The sequence below is a fragment of the Aeromonas sp. FDAARGOS 1408 genome (assembly GCF_019048665.1).
Taxonomy (GTDB): Bacteria; Pseudomonadota; Gammaproteobacteria; order Enterobacterales; family Aeromonadaceae; genus Aeromonas; species Aeromonas dhakensis.
In genome coordinates, this window is record NZ_CP077394.1 from 4,100,001 (window position 1) to 4,118,878 (window position 18,878).

An 18,878-nucleotide genomic window follows, 5' to 3' on the forward strand; every position below is an offset into this window, starting at 1 on the left:
AGCGCGGTGAGAGCGGAGAGGCGGATGATGGCTGCCTGCTTCTGCCAGCTCTTCTTCAACAGCTGTTCACTCTGGCCGGCCGCCTCACCGTACTGCTTGTTGTGGTAATAGAGGCCGGCCAGACGCAGGCGCAAGGCATCATCAGCCTTGATGGCCAACGCAGCCTTGTAGCTGGCGATGGCACCGGCCCAGTTGGATTGCTGGGCCTGGATGTCGCCGCGCAGCCGCAGCAGTTGCAGCTGTTGCTGCTCGGGCCACTCTTTATAGGCCAGCGCCTGCTCCACGTAGCGGCTCGCCTGCGCGGTCTGCTGCAGGTTGGCAGCCAGGGACGCCTGCAACTGGGCCAGCCAGGCGCGCTCAGCATCGCTATTTGGTTTGAGGCCGGATGCCTTGCTCTGGGCCTGTTGCCACTGGCCGGATTGATAGAGCTTCATCACGGGCTCCAGCTGGCGGGAGAAATGGGGGCTCACCTCCATCGCCAGACAGGCTTGGCTGACCAGGGCCAGCACACAGATCCAGATCCGCAACATAGTTATGACTCCAGTTTGAATTTGAGCGTGATGACTTGCACCAGCTTGTCGGTGGCGCCGGGTCTCGGCTGATAGCGCCACTTGTTGATCGCCTGAATGGCCGCCCGCTCGAACTGACGCTTCGGCTTGGCCTCGACCACTTCCACATCCTGTACCCGACCGTCGGCATCGACGCTGAAACGCAGGGTCACCGACCCTTCGATGCCGGCCTGCTGGGCCCGATAGGGATAGACTGGCTCGATCCGCTGCAGCGGCATCAACATGTCACCGGCGCCGATCCCGGCACCCTGTTGCTGGCCATGGAAGTTGCCGCTCGCGACCGGGTTGGGACTGGTCGCGACGCCAGGGGCATAGACCTGCACCGCGCTGAGGCTGGAGACCAGATCCAGGCTCGGCTGCACCGAGGGCAGCGGGGCCGCCGCCGGCATAGGCAGCGGCGTCGAGGCCAGCGCGGCAGGCGGCTCCGGCAGGGGTTCCGGCTCCTGGGGTACCGGGCGCTCACGCACCTGCACCTCGGTCACCTCGTTCTGCATGTTGATGACGATGGACTTCTGCTCGGCGCTCGCCTTCTCCCCTCTGGGCGGCTCCACCAGAGTAGCCATGAACAGCAGGATCCCCAGACTGAGGGCAATTCCCAGCCCCAGGCTCATCAGCTTGTATTTCATTTCGGTGCCACCGCCACGGCGATGTTGGCGATGCCTGCCGCCTTGGCCTCATCCATCACCCGCACCACCTTGCCGTGGGGTACCCGCTCGTCGGCCTGGATCACCAGGCTGGCATCGGGCTGTTCCGCCAGCAGGCGGGCGACGCTGGCCTGAACTCGCTCCACGTCGATCTGCTTGCGGTCGAGGAACATCTGCCCCTGGGGGCCGATCGCCAGCATGATGCTGGAGGACTTCTGCGCCTTGGCCTGGCTGGCCTGGGGCCTGTGCACCTCGAGCCCGGCTTCGCGCACAAAGGAGGTGGTGACAATAAAGAAGATCAGCATGATGAACACGATATCCAGCATGGGGGTCATGTCGATCTGCACTTCGTCGCGCTGGCGTTTGGATTGCCGTCTCATTGCATTACCTTCTCTTCTCGCAGGCCGTCCCGGGTCTTGGCCAGCGCACGCTTGGCCTGGCTCTCGAGCCGGCTGAGTAACAACACGCCGGAGAGAGCGACCACCATGCCAGCCATGGTGGGGATGGTGGCGCGGGAGATCCCGCCCGCCATGCTCTCCGGGTTAAAGCGGTTGGCCGCGGCCAACGCATCGAATACGCCTATCATGCCGGTCACGGTACCCAGCAGCCCCAGCATGGGGCAGAGCACCACCAGGGTGCGGATGAAGATCAGATGACGGTTGAGCTCAAGCTCGGCCTCGGCCAGCCAGCGCCCGCGAATCGCCCGAGCGTGCCAGCTGTGACGCTCGCTGCGGGCCTGCCAGCGGCCGAGCAGCTGGCGCTGCAGCGGGGCAAACCCCAGGTTGAGGTAGAGCAGCCGCTCGATCATCAGAATCCACATCAGCACCAGCAGGGCCAGAATGACCCAGAGCACCGGGCCGCCACGACCCATGAAGCTCTGCAGCTGTTGCCAGATGTCGAGCATCATGCCGCCCGCTCCATCCCGTCACGGTTGCTTTCGGCCCGCTCGGCCAGAATGCCGGCCACCTGCTGCTCCAGCACGTTGGAGAGCTCGGTGAAGCGGGATTGCAGCAGGCTGTGGGCCAGGATCAGCGGAATGGCCGCGACCAGACCCTGTACCGTGGTGACCAGTGCCATGGAGATGCCGCCCGCCATGATCTTGGGATCGCCGGTGCCGAACTGGGTGATGGCCTGGAAGGTGCCGATCATCCCGGTCACGGTACCGAGCAGCCCCAGCATGGGGGCAATGGCCGCGATCACCTTGACCATGCCGATGCCACGCTCCATGCGGGGGGTCTCCTGCAGGATCGCCTCGTCGAGACGCAGTTCGAGGGTCTCCATGCTCAGCTCGGGATGCTTGTCAGCCACCGTCAGCACCCGGCCGAGGGCATTGTCGGCATGATATTCACCGCTCTTGAGCTGGCGACGAACCCGACCCAGTTCACGGGAGAGGCTCCACAGCCGCACCCCGGCGATCCCCAGGCCAATGGCGGCCAGCAGTACTATGATGGCGCCGACCTGGCCACCTTGCTGGACTTGCTGCCAGAAGGTGGGGGCTTGCGCCAGCATTGCCAGCAGAGTGCCATGGGAGGGATCCAGCGGCAGCGCTTCTCCTTCCTGGCCCTGATAGACGGCCGCGGCGGAGAGCACGTTGCCGGGCAGGCCCAGCACCGGGCTCAGGCCTTCGGCTGTTGGCTGCAGGAACCCCTGCTCGCCAAACAGCGCGAAGCTGCCGACCCGGGTCAGTTGCTGCTCGCTGGCCGCCCCCTGGGCATCCAGCACCTTGCCGTTGAACTGGGCAACCCGGCCCGACTCGCGGATCTCCTGCAGCAGGGTGGCAGGCAGCAGGGCGAGGGCGACGCGATCCGGTACCTGCTTCTCCTGTGCCATCGCCTTGAGCGGCGCGAGGCGCTCGGGGTACTGACCTTCGACGGCGGATTCACTCAGCAGCTTGACCGCATCGCTGGCCCCCTGACGGGTGACCGCAAAGATCTCGTTCATGTCGCCGGAGGCCTGCTCCCACTGGGCATTGAGCTCCACCAGCTGCTTCTCATTGGTAGCGAACTGGCTGGCCAGCTCCTTGCTCAGGCGCTGGGCCTCGGCCAGCTTGGCGCGGGCACTGTTCAGCTCCTTGGAGACGGACGCCAGATCCTGCTGTGCCTGCTGTTCACGGGCCTGTTCCTGCTGCTGCCAGGCTTCATCGGCCACAGCGGCAGTGGTGCCCAGAGCGAGGGCGAGGGCGAGGGGGAACCACTTCATGGTGACGCTCATGACTGGGCCTCCTGACCACGGCTGACGGAAAGGGGGACATTCAACAACTGGGGAACCTTCTTGTCGGCGGCCATCTCCAGCGCCTCGGCGACGGGGGAGAGCCACTGGCTGTCGAGGGGCTGCCACTGCTTGTTCTGCACTGACCAGCGCCACGCCTGGGAACGATCGGCGGTCATCGCCAACAGGGAGACCCGGCCCACCGCCAGCACGTCGACCCGGCGCGGAGCGCCGTCCAGCACCAGTTCGGCAGCATAGCTGTCGAGCCGGCTGCCATATTCCGCTTCGATCTGGTAGGCCTGCAGCAGCTGGCGGAACTTCTCCGCCTCGCTCACGTCAGCTCGGGCCAGAGTGGCTTTCAACTGTTCAACCCGCGCCAGGCGATCTTCCTTGCGCAGTGGAATGTCATTTTGTACTAGCTGCTCCAGATCGGCCTGCATCTGCAGCATCAGCGGGATCAGGCCCTGCCGGGTCTCCTGTACCGCCTCCAGCTGCTGATTCAGCTTGCCCAGCTCATTTTGCTGATCGGCCACCAGAGACTGCATGTAGCGGTTGTAGGCTTCCAGATCGCGCAGTTGCAGCTGCGCATTTTGCAGCTCCAGCCTGGCGGCAACGGCCGCATCGGCGGCTTTCTCCACGCGCTGCTGGGAGGCTTTCCCGGCAGCTATGCTGTTTTTCAGTGCCGGCGCGACCAGCTCGTCGGCGCCGGCAGCGAAGTGGACTGACAGTGGCAACAAGGCCAAACCCCAAAACTTGTTCATGATATAAATCTTAACAATGATAACTATTCTCATTGTCTCAGAGTGGAGGGTCAGTGGCAATCAGATGATTTTGTTGGCCTTCGGCTGAAAAAACAGGATAATTTTTAAGCAAGCACGGGAGTCACTGGCGTTGTTCGTCACAACACCAAATTAATAAATAAAAAATATCTTTTCGATCAATGTGATAGAGATCGAAAAAGGAGAAGTTCATGTTCAACGATGCGATCTGGGAACATATCGATCGGTTCACCAAGGCCAAGAAGACCAGCGACATCCAGCAGCAGCTGGAGCGCTTCAGTCACCAGATGGGCTTTGATTACTTTCGTTTGCTGATTATTTTCCCCATCAGCATGCAGAAATCCCATGTGGCGTTGTTCAACAACTGCCCCACCAGCTGGTTCGATGCCTATTCGGAGCGGCACTACCTGACCCAGGATCCGGTCGTCTTCCTGGGGCTGAAACAGACCCAGCCCATCTTCTGGAACAAGCTCGACTGCGACTCCCCCTGGCTGCCCAGCGCCAGCCGGGAGGTGATGAACCTGGCCGCCGACTTCGGGGTGAGAAACGGCGTCTCCTTCCCGCTGCACACGCCGCAGGGGGAACACGGCATCCTCTCCTTCATCAGCAAGGAGAAGTCCAATTCCGATCTGATGTTTGAAAACGTTCCCTTGCTGTCGTTCTGCGCCAGCTACATCTTCAACTCGGCGCTGCAGCTGATAAAGAGCAGGCCGGATCTGATGAAGTATCTGACCGAACTGTCCGATCGGGAGAAGGAGTGCCTGTTCTGGGCCAGCGAGGGCAAGACCTCCTGGGAGATCGCCACCATCCTCGGCATCAGCGAGCGGACCGTGAACTTCCACCTCAATCAGGTCACCAACAAGACCGACTCGAAGAACCGCAACCAGGCGATCGCCAAGAGCATCTCCAGCGGCATCATAGTGCCTTCGCTGGACGACGTGACCATCACCAACCTGCGGTTGTCGTGACGCCAGCCCGGCAGCACAGCCAATAAAAAAGAGCCGCAATGCGGCTCTTTTTTCATTTCTGACGATGGCTTATTCCACGGTCACGGATTTTGCCAGGTTGCGCGGCTGATCCACGTCGGTACCCTTGATGAGGGCAACATGGTAGGAGAGCAGCTGCAGCGGCACGGTATAGACGATCGGCGCGATCACCTCTTCCACGTGGTTCAGGCTCATCACCCGCATGGTCTCGTCGCTCTTGAAGCCGGTATCGGCATCGGCGAAGACGTAGAGGATACCGCCACGGGCACGCACCTCTTCCACGTTGGACTTGAGCTTCTCCAGCAGATCGTTGTTCGGCGCCACCACTATGATGGGCATCTCGGCATCGATCAGCGCCAGCGGACCGTGCTTCAACTCACCGGCGGCATAGGCCTCGGCGTGGATGTAGGAGATCTCTTTGAGCTTGAGTGCCCCTTCCATGGCGATGGGGTACTGGCTGCCGCGACCCAGGAACAGGCTGTGGTGCTTGTCGGCAAACTCTTCGGCCAGGGCCTCGATATCCTTGGCCAGCGCCAGGCTCTCCTTGATGCGCAGCGGCAGGGCCTGCAGCGCCTTGACCAGCTCAGCTTCGGCGGCGGTGCTCAGGTGGCCACGGCAGTGACCGATGGAGGCCACCAGCATCAGCAGACCGGCCAGCTGGGTGGTGAACGCCTTGGTGGAGGCCACGCCGATTTCGGCACCGGCTCGGGTCATAAAGGCCAGATCCGATTCACGCACCAGGGAGGAGCCCGGCACGTTGCAGATGGCCAGCGAGCTCATGTAGCCGGACTCCTTGGCCAGACGCAGGGCCGCTAGGGTATCGGCGGTCTCGCCGCTCTGGGAGAGGGTCACCAGCAGGCTGTTGGGGCGCACCACCGACTTGCGATAGCGGAACTCGGAGGCGATCTCCACGTCGCAGGAGACGCCGGCGATCTCTTCGAACCAGTAGCGAGCCACCATGCCGGAGTGATAGGAGGTGCCACAAGCGACGATCTGCACGTGATCGACCTTGTCGAAGATGGCGCGCGCACCATTGCCGAACGACTCGACCACCACGTGATCACCACCCAGACGCCCTTCCAGGGTGTTGGTGATGGCCTTGGGTTGCTCGTGGATCTCTTTGAGCATGTAGTGGCGATACTCGCCCTTGTCACCGGCGTCGTGGGAGAGTTCGGACTCCTGCTCTTCACGCACCACGGCCTCGCCGTGGGTATCGAAGATGTGCACGTCGCGACGGGTCACTTCGGCCACGTCACCCTCTTCCAGGAAGATGAAGCGACGGGTCACGGGCAGCAGCGCCATCTGGTCGGAAGCGATGAAGTTCTCGCCGATGCCGCGGCCGATCACCAGCGGGGAGCCGGAACGGGCCACCACCACGCGGCTGTCGTCACGGCTGTCCATCACCACGGTGCCGTAGGCGCCGCGCAGCTGCTTCACCGCCACCTGCATGGCAGCCAGCAGGCTGGGGGCGGATTTCAGCTCGTGGTGCACCAGGTGGGCGATCACCTCGGTATCCGTGTCGGAGCTGAACACATAGCCCAGCGCCTTCAACTCTTCCCGCAGCTCTTCGTGGTTCTCGATGATGCCGTTATGCACCACCACGATATGCTCGGAGACGTGAGGGTGGGCATTGCGCTCGGACGGTTCGCCGTGAGTGGCCCAGCGAGTGTGGGCGATGCCGGTGCCGCCGTGCACGGACTGCTCGTCCAACGCCTTGGCCAGCTCGGCCACCTTGCCGAGGCGACGCACCCGCTGCAGCGGCTGACTGGCGCTGAACACGGCCACACCGGCCGAATCGTAGCCGCGGTATTCCAGACGGCGCAGACCCTCTACCAGAATTTCAGCCACATCACGTTGGGCGACGGCCCCGACGATGCCACACATACACTTCTCCTTAAGACGCTATTGATTCGGTTGGATATTGATTTGTTCAGGTCAGACTGCCACGGGGGCGCAGATCAGCTGGATCCCCTTGGCCTGAATTCGTTCTCTGGCCGAGATGGCCAGCCCCTCGTCGGTCACCAGGGTATGGATGCTGGACCAGGGCAGTTCGAGATTGGGGATCTTGCGGCCGATTTTTTCCGACTCCACCATGACGATGACCTCCCGCGACACCTCGGCCATCACCCGGGACAGTCCCACCAGCTCGTTGAAGGTGGTGGTACCGCGTTCCGGATCGATGCCGTCGGCACCGATGAACAGCTGGTCGAAGTCATAGGAGCGCAGCACCTGCTCCGCCACCTGACCCTGGAAGGATTCGGAGTGGGGGTCCCATGTGCCTCCCGTCATTAACAGGGTAGGCTCGTTTTCCAGCTCGCGCAGGGCGCCGGCCACATTGAGGGAGTTGGTCATCACGATGAGACCGCGCTTGTTGCCGAGCAGCGGGATCATGGCGCTGGTGGTGGTGCCGCTGTCGATGATGACGCGGTTGTGATCGCGGATCCGTTCGGCCGCCGCCTTGGCGATAGCCAGCTTTCGTTTCGAAACTTGCTCTGGATTGCCGTCCACCACCATCTCGCTGGGCAGGGGCACGGCACCACCGTAACGACGCAGCAACAGGCCACCGGTCTCCAGCACGGCCAGATCTTTGCGAATGGTCACCTCGGAGGTGGAGAAGTGCTTGGCCAGGGCATCGACGCTCACTTCACCCTGCTCCTGCACCAGGCTGACGATGGTGTGACGGCGCTGCTGAGTATTACGTTTGGTCATCTTAAAGTTTCGATTCGAAAGAATGTCGAAATATTAATGCCTTTTCTGGAAAAATCAAACGGCAAATAGGATCCGATATGGTTCGATGCCAGAATGGGGGGCTGATTTGCGACGAGGATGCCATGCAAAAACGAACCATCTGGCTGGTAGAAGATGAAGCCAGCATCGCCGACACCCTGATCTATGCCCTGCAAACCGACGGCTTCGAGGTGGAGTGGTTTTCCCTCGGCCAGCCTTTGCTGGCGCGACTTGCCCAGTCGCGCCCCGACTTCCTGATCCTGGATGTGGGGTTGCCGGACATCAGCGGCTTCGAGCTGTGCAAGGAGGTACGAGCCCGCTGCGACGTTCCCCTGATGTTCCTCACCGCCCGCAGCGAAGAGATAGACCGGCTGATCGGACTGGAGATAGGCGCCGACGACTACGTGGCCAAGCCCTTCTCGCCCCGCGAGGTGTGCGCCAGGGTGCGGGTCATCCTGCGCCGCAGCCAGCCAGCCGCCCCCCAGCCGAGCCAGACACTCACCCTGGACGAGGAGCGGGCCCGCATCAGCTTTCACGGCCAGCCGCTGGCGCTCACCCGCTACGAATACCTGCTGCTCAAGACCCTGATGCTGACGCCGGGCCGGGTCTACTCCCGCCAGCAGCTGATGGATCTGGTGTGGAGCGGGGCGGAGGAGAGCCTGGATCGCACCGTCGACACCCACATCAAGACCATCCGCGCCAAGCTGCGAGAGCGGGATCCGGACGCCAACCTGATCCTGACCCACCGCGGATTGGGTTACAGCCTGGAGCAGGCATGAACAGACGGTTACCGGGTCACGGCCGGGGGATGACATGAGAATCGGACTGCAACTGCTGTGCGGGCTGGTGCTGATCTTTGCGCTGGCCGCCTGGTTCGTGCTGGAGATCTTTGTCGAGGAGATCAAACCCGGGGTGCGCAGCGCCACCGAAGATACCCTGGTAGACATGGCCCAGATGCTGGCCCCGCTGGCGCTGGATGACCTGCAGGAGGGGAAGATGGCCGACGGCCGGCTGGCCAGCGCCTTCGCCCGCCTCAACCAGAGCCCCATCAACGCCCTCATCGACGGCCACCTCAAGCAGCAGGCGGAGTACCGCATCTATGTGGTCGATCGCTGGGGCAAAGTGGTTTACGACTCGGACGGGGTGGACCTGGGCAAGGACTACTCGCGCTGGAACGACGTCTATCTGACCCTGCGCGGTGAATACGGCGCCCGCAGCACCCGCAGCGATCCCGACGATCCCACCAGCTCGGTGATGCACGTCGCCGCCCCGCTGCGGGAGGGGGACGACATCCTCGGCTCCCTCACCGTCGCCAAACCCAACCGCACCCTGCTGCCCATGATAGAACGCAGCGAGCACCAGCTGCTGCAGGGGGCAGCCTTGCTGCTGTTCATCTCACTGCTCATCGGCGCCCTGCTGGTGTGGTGGCTCAACCGCGCCATCGGCAAGCTGGTGCACTATGCCGATGCGGTCAGCCAGGGCCAGCCCGCCACTCTGCCACGCCTCTACAGCCCGGAGCTGGATCGGCTCGGCCGCTCCCTTGAGACCATGCGCCGCCAGCTGGATGGCAAGGCCTACATCGAAGCCTATGTGCACAGCCTGACCCACGAGCTCAAGAGCCCGCTGGCCGCCATTCGCGGGGCAGGGGAAATACTGACCGAGGCCCCGCCGCTGGACGTCGCAAAGCGCTTTATCGGCAACATCAATCTGGAGACGGCCCGCATGCAGCAGCTGATCGAGCGGATGCTGCAGCTGGCCAAACTGGAGTCGGGGCAGGGGCTGGACAGACAGGCGGTCGAGCCGGCCAGGCTGGGCAGGCGGGCGCTCGACGCCCGCCAGATCCTGGCACAGCGCCGCCAGATCACCCTGCACGCCGAGCTGAGGGAAGCCCAGAAACAGAAGTGGGACCCGCTGCTGGTGGAGCAGGCCCTCGGCAACCTGCTGGACAACGCCCTCGACTTCTCCCCCGTCGGCAGCACCCTCAGGCTGAGCGGCGCCATGGAGGAGGGGGGTTACTGCTTCCGGGTGCGGGATCAGGGGCCCGGCATTCCGGACTATGCCCTGCCGCGCATCTTCGAGCGCTTCTACTCCCTGCCCAGACCCGACAAGGGCAAGAGCAGCGGCCTCGGGCTCAGCTTCGCCATGGAGGTGGCGCGCCAGCACGGCGGCCGGCTGACCCTCACCAACCAGGCTGACGGCGGAGTGCTGGCCGAGCTCTGGTTGCCAGCGGGCTGACACTTCACACTGGGCACATAAAGCGGCGCTATGCTGGTGTTTTCCCAGCGAACTTTATGTGCTCAAGGAGCCCCCATGTCCCGCCTTCTGTTATCCGGCCTGCTCGGCGCAGGCCTGCTGTTTTCGCTGCCTGCCAGCGCCGCCACCGGCTGCTTTCTCTATGCCGACGGCAACGGCCAGACCCTCTCCAGCGAAGGGGATTGTTCAAGCCAGCTGCCACCCGCATCCACCTTCAAGATCCCGCTGGCGCTGATGGGTTATGACAGCGGCTTTCTGGTGGACGAGGAGCACCCGGCGCTGCCCTTCAAACCGGGTTACGACGACTGGCTGCCCGCCTGGCGGGAGACCACCACCCCGCGCCGTTGGGAAACCTACTCGGTGGTCTGGTTCTCCCAGCAGATCACTGAATGGTTGGGGATGGATCGCTTCCAGCAGTACGTCGATCGTTTCGACTACGGCAACCGGGATCTCTCCGGCAACCCCGGCAAACACGACGGTCTGACCCAGGCCTGGCTCAGCTCCAGCCTGGCCATCAGTCCAGAGGAGCAGGCCCGCTTCCTCGGCAAGATGGTGAGCGGCAAGCTGCCGGTGTCGGCGCAGACCCTGCAATACACCGCCAACATCCTCAAGGTGAGCGAGATCGACGGCTGGCAAATCCACGGCAAGACCGGCATGGGTTATCCGAAGAAGCTGGATGGCAGTCTCAACCGGGATCAGCAGATCGGCTGGTTCGTCGGCTGGGCCAGCAAACCGGGCAAGCAGCTGATCTTCGTCCATACCGTGGTGCAGAAACCCGGCAAGCAGTTTGCCTCACTCAAGGCCAAGGAAGAAGTGCTGGCCGCCCTGCCGGCCAAACTGAAAACCCTGTGATACCCAGACCGGCGCCAGGCGCCGGTTTTTTTATCCCCCTTCACCTCCACTTCACATAGCCCCATCCCCCCTTCACCCGACCCAGCCACACTCGCTCCATCAACAAGGAGACGTGTCATGGTCAAACAGATATTCAGCCACAAGATCTTTCTGCTGCTGTTGCTCAGCCTGCTGCTGATGGTGCCGGTGCAATCCATCATGGAGCTGAACCGGGAGCGCCAGGCCTATCGCAGCCAGGCCATCCACAGCATCATGGCCAGCAGCAGCGGGCCGCAACGACTGCTGGGGCCGGTCGTGGTGCAGCCCTATACCCGCACCGTCACGGTGGAGCAGGATGGCAAGCGCTTCGAGCGCAAGCTGCAGCTCTATCGCTACCTGCTGCCGGAACAGCTGGATGTGCAGGCCAGCATGGAGGTGACCCCGCGCAAGCTCGGCATCTACCAGGCCCAGGTCTATCACACCCGGCTCTCCCTCTCCGGGCGACTGCCGGCCGAACTGAACGGTAAAACCCTGATCAGCGGCGAACCGGATCTGACCGTCGATGGCGCCGATCCCGCCCTGGTGGCAGGCAAACCCTATCTGAGCCTGGTGCTGTCCGATGCCCGCGGCATCAACCGGGTACCCGAGCTGCAACTGGGGGAGCAGCGCATCCCGTTCGCCCCCGGCGCCTTGCTGGGTGACGGACTGGCCGGCATCCATGCGCCGCTCGCGGCCCTGCCGGGGGAGGGCGGCGCTTTTCACATCGAACTGGACCTGCAGGGGATGAACCAGCTGGAAGTGGTGCCACTCGGCCAGGACAGCAGGCTCAACCTCGCCAGCAACTGGCCCCACCCCAACTTCATCGGCGACTTTCTGCCGGGCAGCCGCACCCTTACCGCCAGCGGTTTCGAGGCCAGCTGGCAGAGCAGCTGGTTTGCCACCGACATGGAGAGCCGTTTCAACCGGATGATGAAGGGTGCCAGCGGCGATCTGCCCGCCTTCAGCGTCAGCCTGGTGCAGCCGGTGGATCACTATCAGCAGAACGAGCGGGCCGCCAAGTATGCGCTGCTGTTCATCGGCCTCACCTTCCTCAGCTTCTTCATGTTCGAGCTGCTCAAGGGGCTGCGGGTGCACCCGATCCAGTACGCGCTGGTGGGCATGGGGCTGGCCATCTTCTATCTGGTGCTGCTGGCACTGACCGAACACCTCGGCTTTGACTGGGCCTATCTGATTGCCGCCCTGGCCAGCGTGACCCTCAACGGCTTCTACCTCAGCCATGTGCTGGGCGGCCCCAAACAGGGGCTCGGCTTCGCGGCCCTGCTCGGGCTGGTCTACGCCATCCTGTTCGGCTTGCTGCAGGCCGAGGAGATAGCCCTGCTGCTCGGCGCCCTGCTGCTGTTCGTCATCCTGGCGCTGGTCATGGTGCTGACCCGCAAGCTGGACTGGTATCGGGTGATGGGGAGTGCCCCGACGCCCCCCGCCAGCGGGCAGGAGAGCTGAAAACAAAACCGGCGCCATCAGGCGCCGGTTTGCATTTCATTGATCGGGTATCACTTCTTCTTGACCGGGCGAGCCCAGTTTTTGATGTGACGCTGGGGCACCCGGGTGATCACTAGCTCGTTCTCGGCCACATCCTTGGTGATGGTGGAGCCGGCCCCCAGGGTCGCCCCCTTGCCGATGCGCACCGGCGCCACCAGCTGGGTATCGGAGCCGACGAAGACGTCGTCCTCGATGATGGTCTGGAACTTGTTCACCCCGTCGTAGTTGCAGGTGATGGTGCCGGCCCCGATGTTCACCTTGGCACCCACCTCGGCATCCCCCAGATAGGTCAGATGACCGCACTTGGAGCCAACCCCGAGGCGCGCCTTCTTCATTTCGACGAAATTGCCGACGTGAGCATCCTGCTCCAGTACGGCACCCGGGCGCAGGCGGGTAAAAGGACCGACCGAGCACTGGTCGGCGATTTGCGCGCCTTCGATGACGGAGTAGGGTTTCACCTCGGTGTGATCGCCGATCACGCAATCCTTCAGCACACTGCCGGCCCCAATGCGGACGTGGTTGCCCAGCACCACCTTGCCTTCGATGATGACGTTGACGTCGATCACCACCTCTTCCCCGATCTCCAGGGTGCCACGCAGATCGAAGCGGGCCGGGTCGATCAGGGTGGCACCGGCGATCATCAGCCGCTCGGCCTGCATCTGCTGGTAGCTGCGCTCGAGCTGGGCCAGCTGCACCCGGTTGTTGGCCCCTTCCACCTCCATGGCGTCGTCCGGGTGAACCGCGGCGATGGGGCAGTTGTCGGCGTGGGCCATGGCAATGACGTCGGTCAGATAGAACTCGCCCTGGGCATTCTTGTTGTCCAGACGGGAGAGCCAGCTGCGCAACTGGCCACCGTTGGCCACCAGCACGCCGGTGTTCACTTCGCGGATGGCGAGCTGCTCGGCGTTGGCATCCTTCTGCTCGACGATGCCGACCACCTGGCCATTGCTGCGCACGATGCGGCCATAGCCGGTCGGGTTGTCCAGCACCACGGTCAGCAGCGCCATGCCGTCGGCGGCCTTGGCGGCCAGCAGCCGCTGCAGGGTTTCCGGCTGGATCAGCGGGGTGTCGCCGTACAGCACCAGCACGTCATCTTCATCGTTCCAGAACGGGATGGCCTGGGCCACCGCATGACCGGTTCCCAGCTGCTGGGCCTGCAGTACCCAGTTCAGGTCGGATGCCTGGATCCGCTCCTTAAGCAGTTCGGCACCGTGGCCATAGACCAGGTGCAGCTGCTCGGCCCCCACCTGGCGGGCGGTATCGATCACATGGGAGACCATGGGCTTGTTGGCGACCGGGTGCAGTACCTTGGGCAGGGAGGAACGCATACGGGTACCTTTACCCGCAGCAAGGATCACGACGTTGAGGGACATAATTCGACCTTTGGAACATGAATAAATACTCGGCGGAGTCTATCCAACGAGTAAAAAAAAAGCGACCCGCAGGTCGCTTTTTACCTCACCGTTATTAACGGTAATTCTTTTTGACGATATCGATGACCCGCAGTTGAGCCATCGCCTTGGCCAGCTCGGTAGCGGCCTGGGCGTAGTCGATATCACCATGGGAGCTGTGGATCCGCTCTTCCGCCGCACGTTTGGCTTCCTGGGCTTTCGCCTCATCCAAATCGTCGGCACGAATCGCGGTGTCCGCCAGCACGGTCACGGCTTCGGGTTGCACTTCCAGCATGCCGCCGGAGATGTACAGCACCTCTTCAGTTCCGTTCTGCTTCACCAAGCGGACCAGGCCCGGCTTGATGGCAGTCAGCAACGGAGCATGACCGTGGCGGAGACCCAGCTCACCTTCGGAGCCTGATACCTGAGCGGACTGCACGCGACCGGAAAACAGTTTTCCTTCGGCGCTCACCACGTCCAGGTGAAAGGAGATCATCTCAGCCATGGGCCCTCCTATCGAGGCTTACAGTTTCTTGGCTTTCTCGACAACTTCGTCGATGCTGCCAACCATGTAAAACGCCTGCTCCGGCAGATCGTCGTACTCGCCTTTCAGGATGCCCTGGAAACCACGGATGGTCTCTTTCAGCGGCACGTATTTGCCCGGAGAACCGGTAAACACTTCGGCCACGAAGAACGGCTGGGACAGGAAACGCTCGATCTTACGGGCACGGGCTACGGTCAGTTTGTCTTCTTCTGACAGTTCATCCATACCCAGGATGGCGATGATGTCCTTCAGCTCTTTGTAGCGCTGCAGTACGGTCTGAACGCCACGAGCAGTCTCGTAGTGCTCCTTGCCAACCACCAGCGGATCCAGCTGACGGGAGGTGGAGTCCAGCGGGTCAACGGCCGGGTAGATACCCAGTGCCGCGATCTGACGGGACAGTACCACGGTCGCATCCAGGTGGGCGAAGGTGGTCGCCGGAGACGGGTCGGTCAAGTCATCCGCAGGCACGTAAACGGCCTGTACGGAGGTGATGGAACCGGTCTTGGTGGAGGTGATGCGCTCCTGCAGAACACCCATCTCCTCGGCCAGGGTCGGCTGGTAACCTACTGCAGAGGGCATACGACCCAGCAGTGCGGATACTTCAGTACCGGCCAGGGTGTAACGGTAGATGTTGTCCACGAAGAACAGCACGTCACGACCTTCGTCACGGAACTTCTCGGCCATGGTCAGACCGGTCAGCGCTACGCGCAGACGGTTTCCGGGCGGCTCGTTCATCTGACCGTAAACCAGAGATACTTTGTCCAGTACGTTGGACTCCATCATCTCGTGGTAGAAGTCGTTACCCTCACGGGTACGCTCACCTACACCGGCGAACACGGAGTAACCGCTGTGTTCGATCGCGATGTTACGGATCAGCTCCATCATGTTTACGGTTTTGCCTACACCGGCACCACCGAACAGACCAACCTTACCACCCTTGGCGAACGGGCATACCAGGTCGATAACCTTGATACCGGTCTCCAGCAGGTCGTTGCTGTTGGACTGATCTTCGTAGCTGGGAGCCGCGCGGTGGATGGACCAACGCTCTTCTTCACCGATCGGACCCTTTTCGTCGATCGGATCGCCCAGTACGTTCATGATCCGACCCAGAGTCGATACACCGACCGGCACCTGGATGGATTTACCGCTATTCACTACTTCCAACCCACGACGCAGACCGTCGGAGGAGCCCATGGTGATGCAACGAACGACGCCGCCACCGATCTGTTGCTGAACTTCCAGCACCAGACCCTGGCCTTGACCTTCGCTGACAACCTTCAGTGCATCGTACACCTGGGGCACGGCATCTTGCGGGAACTCGATGTCCACCACAGCGCCGATGATTTGGACGATGAAACCGTTACTCATGTCAAATCCTCTAAACCTTTGATAACCCTTGCCTTACACCGCAGCAGCACCGGACACGATCTCTGTCAGTTCCTGGGTAATACTGGCCTGACGGGCCTTGTTGTATACCAGTTGCAGATCGTTAATCAGGTTACCGGCGTTGTCAGTCGCGGCTTGCATGGCAACCATTCGGGCTGCCTGTTCACTTGCCAAGTTTTCCACTACCCCCTGGTAGACCTGGGATTCGACGTAGCGAATCAGCAGGGTATCCAGCAGTTGCTTGGGATCCGGCTCATAGAGGTAATCCCAGTGGTGTTTCTTGGCGAGCTTGCTGTCTTCAGTTACGGGCAAAGGCAGCAGTTGATCGACTCGTGGTTGCTGAACCATGGTGTTGACGAACTTGTTGTACACCAGATACAGCCTGTCAATCTCACCGTTGTCGTAAGCCTTCAGCATGACCTTGACTGAACCAATCAGGTCATTGACGCTCGGGTTATCGCCCAGTCCTGCGACGTGAGCTTTCACCTTGGCGCCGTGCCGTTCAAAGAAGTTGGAGGCCTTGTTGCCGATCAGAGCTAGGTCAACCTTGGCTCCTTTCGCGCTCCATTGCTTCATGTCATTGAGGGCAGCCTTGAACAGGTTGATGTTCAGACCACCACACAGGCCACGGTCGGTGGAGACGACGATGTAACCCACTCGCTTGACCTCACGTTCGATGAGGTAGGGGTGCTTGTATTCCAGGTTCCCCTGAGCGATATGGCCGATCACCTTGCGCATGGTTTCAGCGTACGGACGGCTGGCAGACATGCGATCTTGCGCACGGCGCATCTTGCTTGCTGCCACCATTTCCATAGCGCCGGTGATCTTCTGAGTGTTTTTCACACTCGCGATCTTGTTACGTATCTCTTTTGCGCCGGCCATCTCTTACTCTCCATCAGGTGGCAGCTCGCGCTGCCACACACGCTTACCAGGTCTGGGTTGCCTTGAAGTTGTCCAGCAACGCAGTCAGCTTGCCAACGATCGCGTCGTTGTAGTCGGCCTTGGCATTGATTTCAGCCATCAGCTCGGCATGCTGGGTATTGGCGTAAGAGAGCAGAGCGGCTTCGAAGTCGACGATCTTGTTCAGCTCGACATCGGAGAGATAGCCTTTTTCCGCGGCGAACAGCACCAGAGACTGGTGAGCCACGCTCAGCGGAGAGTACTGCTTCTGCTTCATCAGCTCGGTCACTTTCTGACCGTGGTCCAGCTGCTTGCGGGTCGCATCGTCCAGGTCGGAAGAGAACTGGGCGAATGCAGCCAGTTCACGATACTGGGCCAGCGCGGTACGGATACCACCGGACAGCTTCTTGACGATCTTGGTCTGAGCGGCACCACCTACACGGGATACAGAGATACCCGGGTCAACGGCCGGACGGATACCGGAGTTGAACAGTTGTGAAGTCAGGAAGATCTGGCCATCGGTGATGGAGATCACGTTGGTCGGAACGAACGCGGATACGTCACCGGCCTGGGTTTCGATGATCGGCAGCGCGGTCAGAGAACCGGTCTGGCCTTTCACGGCACCGTTGGTGAACTTCTCTACGTACTCGGCGTTGACGCGAGCAGCACGCTCCAGCAGACGGGAGTGCAGATAGAAAACGTCGCCCGGGTAGGCTTCGCGTCCTGGCGGACGGCGCAGCAGCAGGGAGATCTGGCGATAAGCTACGGCCTGCTTGGACAGGTCATCATAGATGATCAGCGCGTCTTCACCGCGGTCACGGAAGTACTCACCCATGGAGCAGCCGGCATACGGAGCCAGGTACTGCAGGGCAGCCGCTTCGGAAGCAGAGGCAACCACCACTATGGTGTTGGCCAGGGCGCCGTGCTCTTCCAGCTTGCGCACCACGTTGGCGATGGTGGAGGCCTTCTGGCCGATCGCAACGTAGACACACTTAATGCCGGAGTCTTTCTGGTTGATGATGGTGTCGATGGCGATGGCAGTCTTGCCCACCTGACGGTCACCGATGATCAGCTCACGCTGGCCACGACCGATAGGGATCATGGCATCGATGGCTTTCAGACCGGTCTGGACCGGCTGGTCAACAGACTTACGCTCGATAACGCCCGGTGCAATCACTTCGATCGGCGAGAAGCCGTCGTTGTCGATTGGACCTTTACCGTCGATCGGCTGACCCAGGGTGTTCAACACCCGGCCCAACAGACCACGACCGACCGGCACTTCCAGAATGCGGCCAGTCCCTTTTACTTTCATTCCTTCTGACAGACCGTCATAGGAACCCATGATCACCGCACCGACGGAGTCACGCTCCAGGTTCAATGCCAGAGCGTAGCGGTTGCCCGGCAGCTCGATCATCTCACCTTGCATGGCATCGGCCAGGCCGTGAATACGAATGATACCGTCGCTCACAGAGACGATGGTACCTTCGTTACGCGCTTCGCTCTTCACATCAAACTGCGCAATGCGCTGCTTGATCAGCTCGGCGATTTCAGTGGAATTCAGTTGCATGCTCTAATACCCCAATCAAGATTGCAGCGCGTCAGCCATGCGATCCAGCTTACCGCGGACCGTGCCGTCGATAACCAGGTCACCGGCCTTGATGAGCACCCCGGCCATCAAGGACGCATCCATGCTGCAATTCAGCTTCACTTTGCGCGCGAGACGTTGTTCCAGAGAAGCCTGAATATTGGCTTTCTGCTGGTCGGTCAGTTCGATCGCCGAAATCACGTCAGCCTGAACTTCTTTATCCAGTTCAGCCTTGAACGCGATGAATTCGGCAACGACCGCCGGCAGCACACCCAAGCGACCATTCTCGGCCATCACCCGGATCAGGTTCTGACCATGCTCGTCGAGTTGCTCACCACAGATGCCGACAAACAACTTTGCCAGCTCTTCGGCAGCCACAGAGCCGTTTACCAGGTTGTGGATGGTCTCGTTCTCCGCTACTTGTGCAGCGAAGCCGAGCATCCCCAGCCACTGGTCAACCGCCTTGTGCTCAACGGCAAACTCGAAAGCAGCCTTGGCGTAGGGGCGAGCGATTGTAGTCAGTTCAGACATAGCCC

The 18,878-nt window shown here is 61.6% G+C and carries 19 protein-coding genes (1 of these 19 only partly in view); 5 read left to right on the forward strand and 14 right to left on the reverse strand.

Annotation, left to right across the window (positions count from 1 at the left end; translation table 11 throughout):
- The 6 genes in view from I6L38_RS18990 to I6L38_RS19015 are tightly spaced (at most 2 nt apart) and all read right to left on the reverse strand, a layout consistent with a single transcriptional unit that may run on beyond the window.
- Nucleotides 1–530, reverse strand: partial view of a hypothetical protein gene (locus tag I6L38_RS18990; RefSeq protein ID WP_201882035.1) — the 5' portion only. The gene continues 649 nt to the left of window position 1, outside the view; only the first 530 of its 1,179 coding nucleotides appear in the window; its start codon is at nucleotides 528–530; its stop codon lies beyond the left edge, outside the window.
- 2 nt (nucleotides 531–532) lie between these two features.
- Entirely contained in the window at nucleotides 533–1,195 is a 663-nt protein-coding gene (locus I6L38_RS18995) for an energy transducer TonB (protein ID WP_017766612.1), read from the reverse strand.
- Entirely contained in the window at nucleotides 1,192–1,593 is a 402-nt protein-coding gene (locus I6L38_RS19000; RefSeq protein WP_216988837.1) for a biopolymer transporter ExbD, read from the reverse strand. Before I6L38_RS19000 ends, I6L38_RS18995 begins: the two co-directional genes overlap by 4 nt.
- Nucleotides 1,590–2,120, reverse strand: coding sequence for a MotA/TolQ/ExbB proton channel family protein (locus tag I6L38_RS19005; RefSeq protein WP_005307253.1), 531 nt, complete (start codon nucleotides 2,118–2,120; stop codon nucleotides 1,590–1,592). The genes I6L38_RS19000 and I6L38_RS19005 overlap by 4 nt, the downstream gene beginning before the upstream one ends.
- Nucleotides 2,117–3,424 (reverse strand): MotA/TolQ/ExbB proton channel family protein, encoded by a 1,308-nt coding sequence (locus tag I6L38_RS19010; protein WP_213344334.1) that lies wholly within the window; start codon nucleotides 3,422–3,424, stop codon nucleotides 2,117–2,119. Before I6L38_RS19010 ends, I6L38_RS19005 begins: the two co-directional genes overlap by 4 nt.
- Nucleotides 3,421–4,182: a DUF3450 domain-containing protein gene (locus I6L38_RS19015; RefSeq protein ID WP_181969535.1), complete on the reverse strand. Its 762-nt coding sequence runs from the start codon at nucleotides 4,180–4,182 to the stop codon at nucleotides 3,421–3,423. Before I6L38_RS19015 ends, I6L38_RS19010 begins: the two co-directional genes overlap by 4 nt.
- A gap of 209 nt (nucleotides 4,183–4,391) precedes the next feature.
- Here I6L38_RS19015 and I6L38_RS19020 point away from each other — a divergent pair, with 209 nt between their 5' ends.
- The gene (locus I6L38_RS19020) at nucleotides 4,392–5,168 is read left to right on the forward strand and encodes a LuxR family transcriptional regulator (RefSeq protein ID WP_016352388.1); all 777 of its coding nucleotides are present in this window, start codon (nucleotides 4,392–4,394) and stop codon (nucleotides 5,166–5,168) included.
- Between the two features lie 69 nt (nucleotides 5,169–5,237).
- Here I6L38_RS19020 and glmS read toward each other — a convergent pair whose 3' ends face one another.
- Nucleotides 5,238–7,070 carry a glutamine--fructose-6-phosphate transaminase (isomerizing) gene (gene glmS, locus I6L38_RS19025; RefSeq protein ID WP_216988838.1) on the reverse strand — a complete coding sequence of 611 codons (1,833 nt, stop codon included), beginning with the start codon at nucleotides 7,068–7,070 and terminating at the stop codon, nucleotides 5,238–5,240.
- Nucleotides 7,071–7,121: 51 nt separating this feature from the next.
- Nucleotides 7,122–7,895 (reverse strand): DeoR/GlpR family DNA-binding transcription regulator, encoded by a 774-nt coding sequence (locus I6L38_RS19030; RefSeq protein WP_005307234.1) that lies wholly within the window; start codon nucleotides 7,893–7,895, stop codon nucleotides 7,122–7,124.
- Between the two features lie 122 nt (nucleotides 7,896–8,017).
- Between I6L38_RS19030 and blrA the strand changes: the two genes are divergently transcribed.
- From blrA to creD, 4 genes are all read left to right on the forward strand, one after another.
- Nucleotides 8,018–8,692: a beta-lactam response regulator transcription factor BlrA gene (gene blrA, locus I6L38_RS19035; RefSeq protein ID WP_042006327.1), complete on the forward strand. Its 675-nt coding sequence runs from the start codon at nucleotides 8,018–8,020 to the stop codon at nucleotides 8,690–8,692.
- A gap of 34 nt (nucleotides 8,693–8,726) precedes the next feature.
- On the forward strand, nucleotides 8,727–10,148 hold the full coding sequence (gene blrB, locus I6L38_RS19040) for a beta-lactam sensor histidine kinase BlrB (protein WP_216988839.1): 1,422 nt from the start codon (nucleotides 8,727–8,729) through the stop codon (nucleotides 10,146–10,148).
- Nucleotides 10,149–10,223: 75 nt separating this feature from the next.
- Nucleotides 10,224–11,018 (forward strand): OXA-12 family class D beta-lactamase, encoded by a 795-nt coding sequence (gene blaOXA, locus I6L38_RS19045; protein ID WP_017780307.1) that lies wholly within the window; start codon nucleotides 10,224–10,226, stop codon nucleotides 11,016–11,018.
- A 117-nt stretch (nucleotides 11,019–11,135) separates the two neighbouring features.
- Nucleotides 11,136–12,497 carry a cell envelope integrity protein CreD gene (gene creD / locus I6L38_RS19050; RefSeq protein WP_216988840.1) on the forward strand — a complete coding sequence of 454 codons (1,362 nt, stop codon included), beginning with the start codon at nucleotides 11,136–11,138 and terminating at the stop codon, nucleotides 12,495–12,497.
- Between the two features lie 50 nt (nucleotides 12,498–12,547).
- Here creD and glmU read toward each other — a convergent pair whose 3' ends face one another.
- The 6 genes from glmU to atpH all read right to left on the reverse strand — a co-directional run bounded on the left by glmU (nucleotide 12,548) and on the right by atpH (nucleotide 18,873).
- Complete coding sequence (gene glmU / locus I6L38_RS19055; protein ID WP_216988841.1) at nucleotides 12,548–13,909, reverse strand: bifunctional UDP-N-acetylglucosamine diphosphorylase/glucosamine-1-phosphate N-acetyltransferase GlmU; 1,362 nt, start codon at nucleotides 13,907–13,909, stop codon at nucleotides 12,548–12,550.
- A gap of 94 nt (nucleotides 13,910–14,003) precedes the next feature.
- Complete coding sequence (locus I6L38_RS19060; RefSeq protein WP_005307217.1) at nucleotides 14,004–14,432, reverse strand: F0F1 ATP synthase subunit epsilon; 429 nt, start codon at nucleotides 14,430–14,432, stop codon at nucleotides 14,004–14,006.
- Between the two features lie 18 nt (nucleotides 14,433–14,450).
- Entirely contained in the window at nucleotides 14,451–15,839 is a 1,389-nt protein-coding gene (atpD, locus tag I6L38_RS19065) for a F0F1 ATP synthase subunit beta (protein WP_005307215.1), read from the reverse strand.
- Between the two features lie 33 nt (nucleotides 15,840–15,872).
- Nucleotides 15,873–16,739: a F0F1 ATP synthase subunit gamma gene (gene atpG / locus I6L38_RS19070; RefSeq protein WP_005307212.1), complete on the reverse strand. Its 867-nt coding sequence runs from the start codon at nucleotides 16,737–16,739 to the stop codon at nucleotides 15,873–15,875.
- Nucleotides 16,740–16,782: 43 nt separating this feature from the next.
- Nucleotides 16,783–18,324 carry a F0F1 ATP synthase subunit alpha gene (gene atpA / locus I6L38_RS19075; protein WP_010635591.1) on the reverse strand — a complete coding sequence of 514 codons (1,542 nt, stop codon included), beginning with the start codon at nucleotides 18,322–18,324 and terminating at the stop codon, nucleotides 16,783–16,785.
- Nucleotides 18,325–18,339: 15 nt separating this feature from the next.
- Nucleotides 18,340–18,873, reverse strand: coding sequence for a F0F1 ATP synthase subunit delta (gene atpH, locus I6L38_RS19080; RefSeq protein WP_010635592.1), 534 nt, complete (start codon nucleotides 18,871–18,873; stop codon nucleotides 18,340–18,342).
- Between the last annotated feature and the right edge of the window lie 5 nt (nucleotides 18,874–18,878).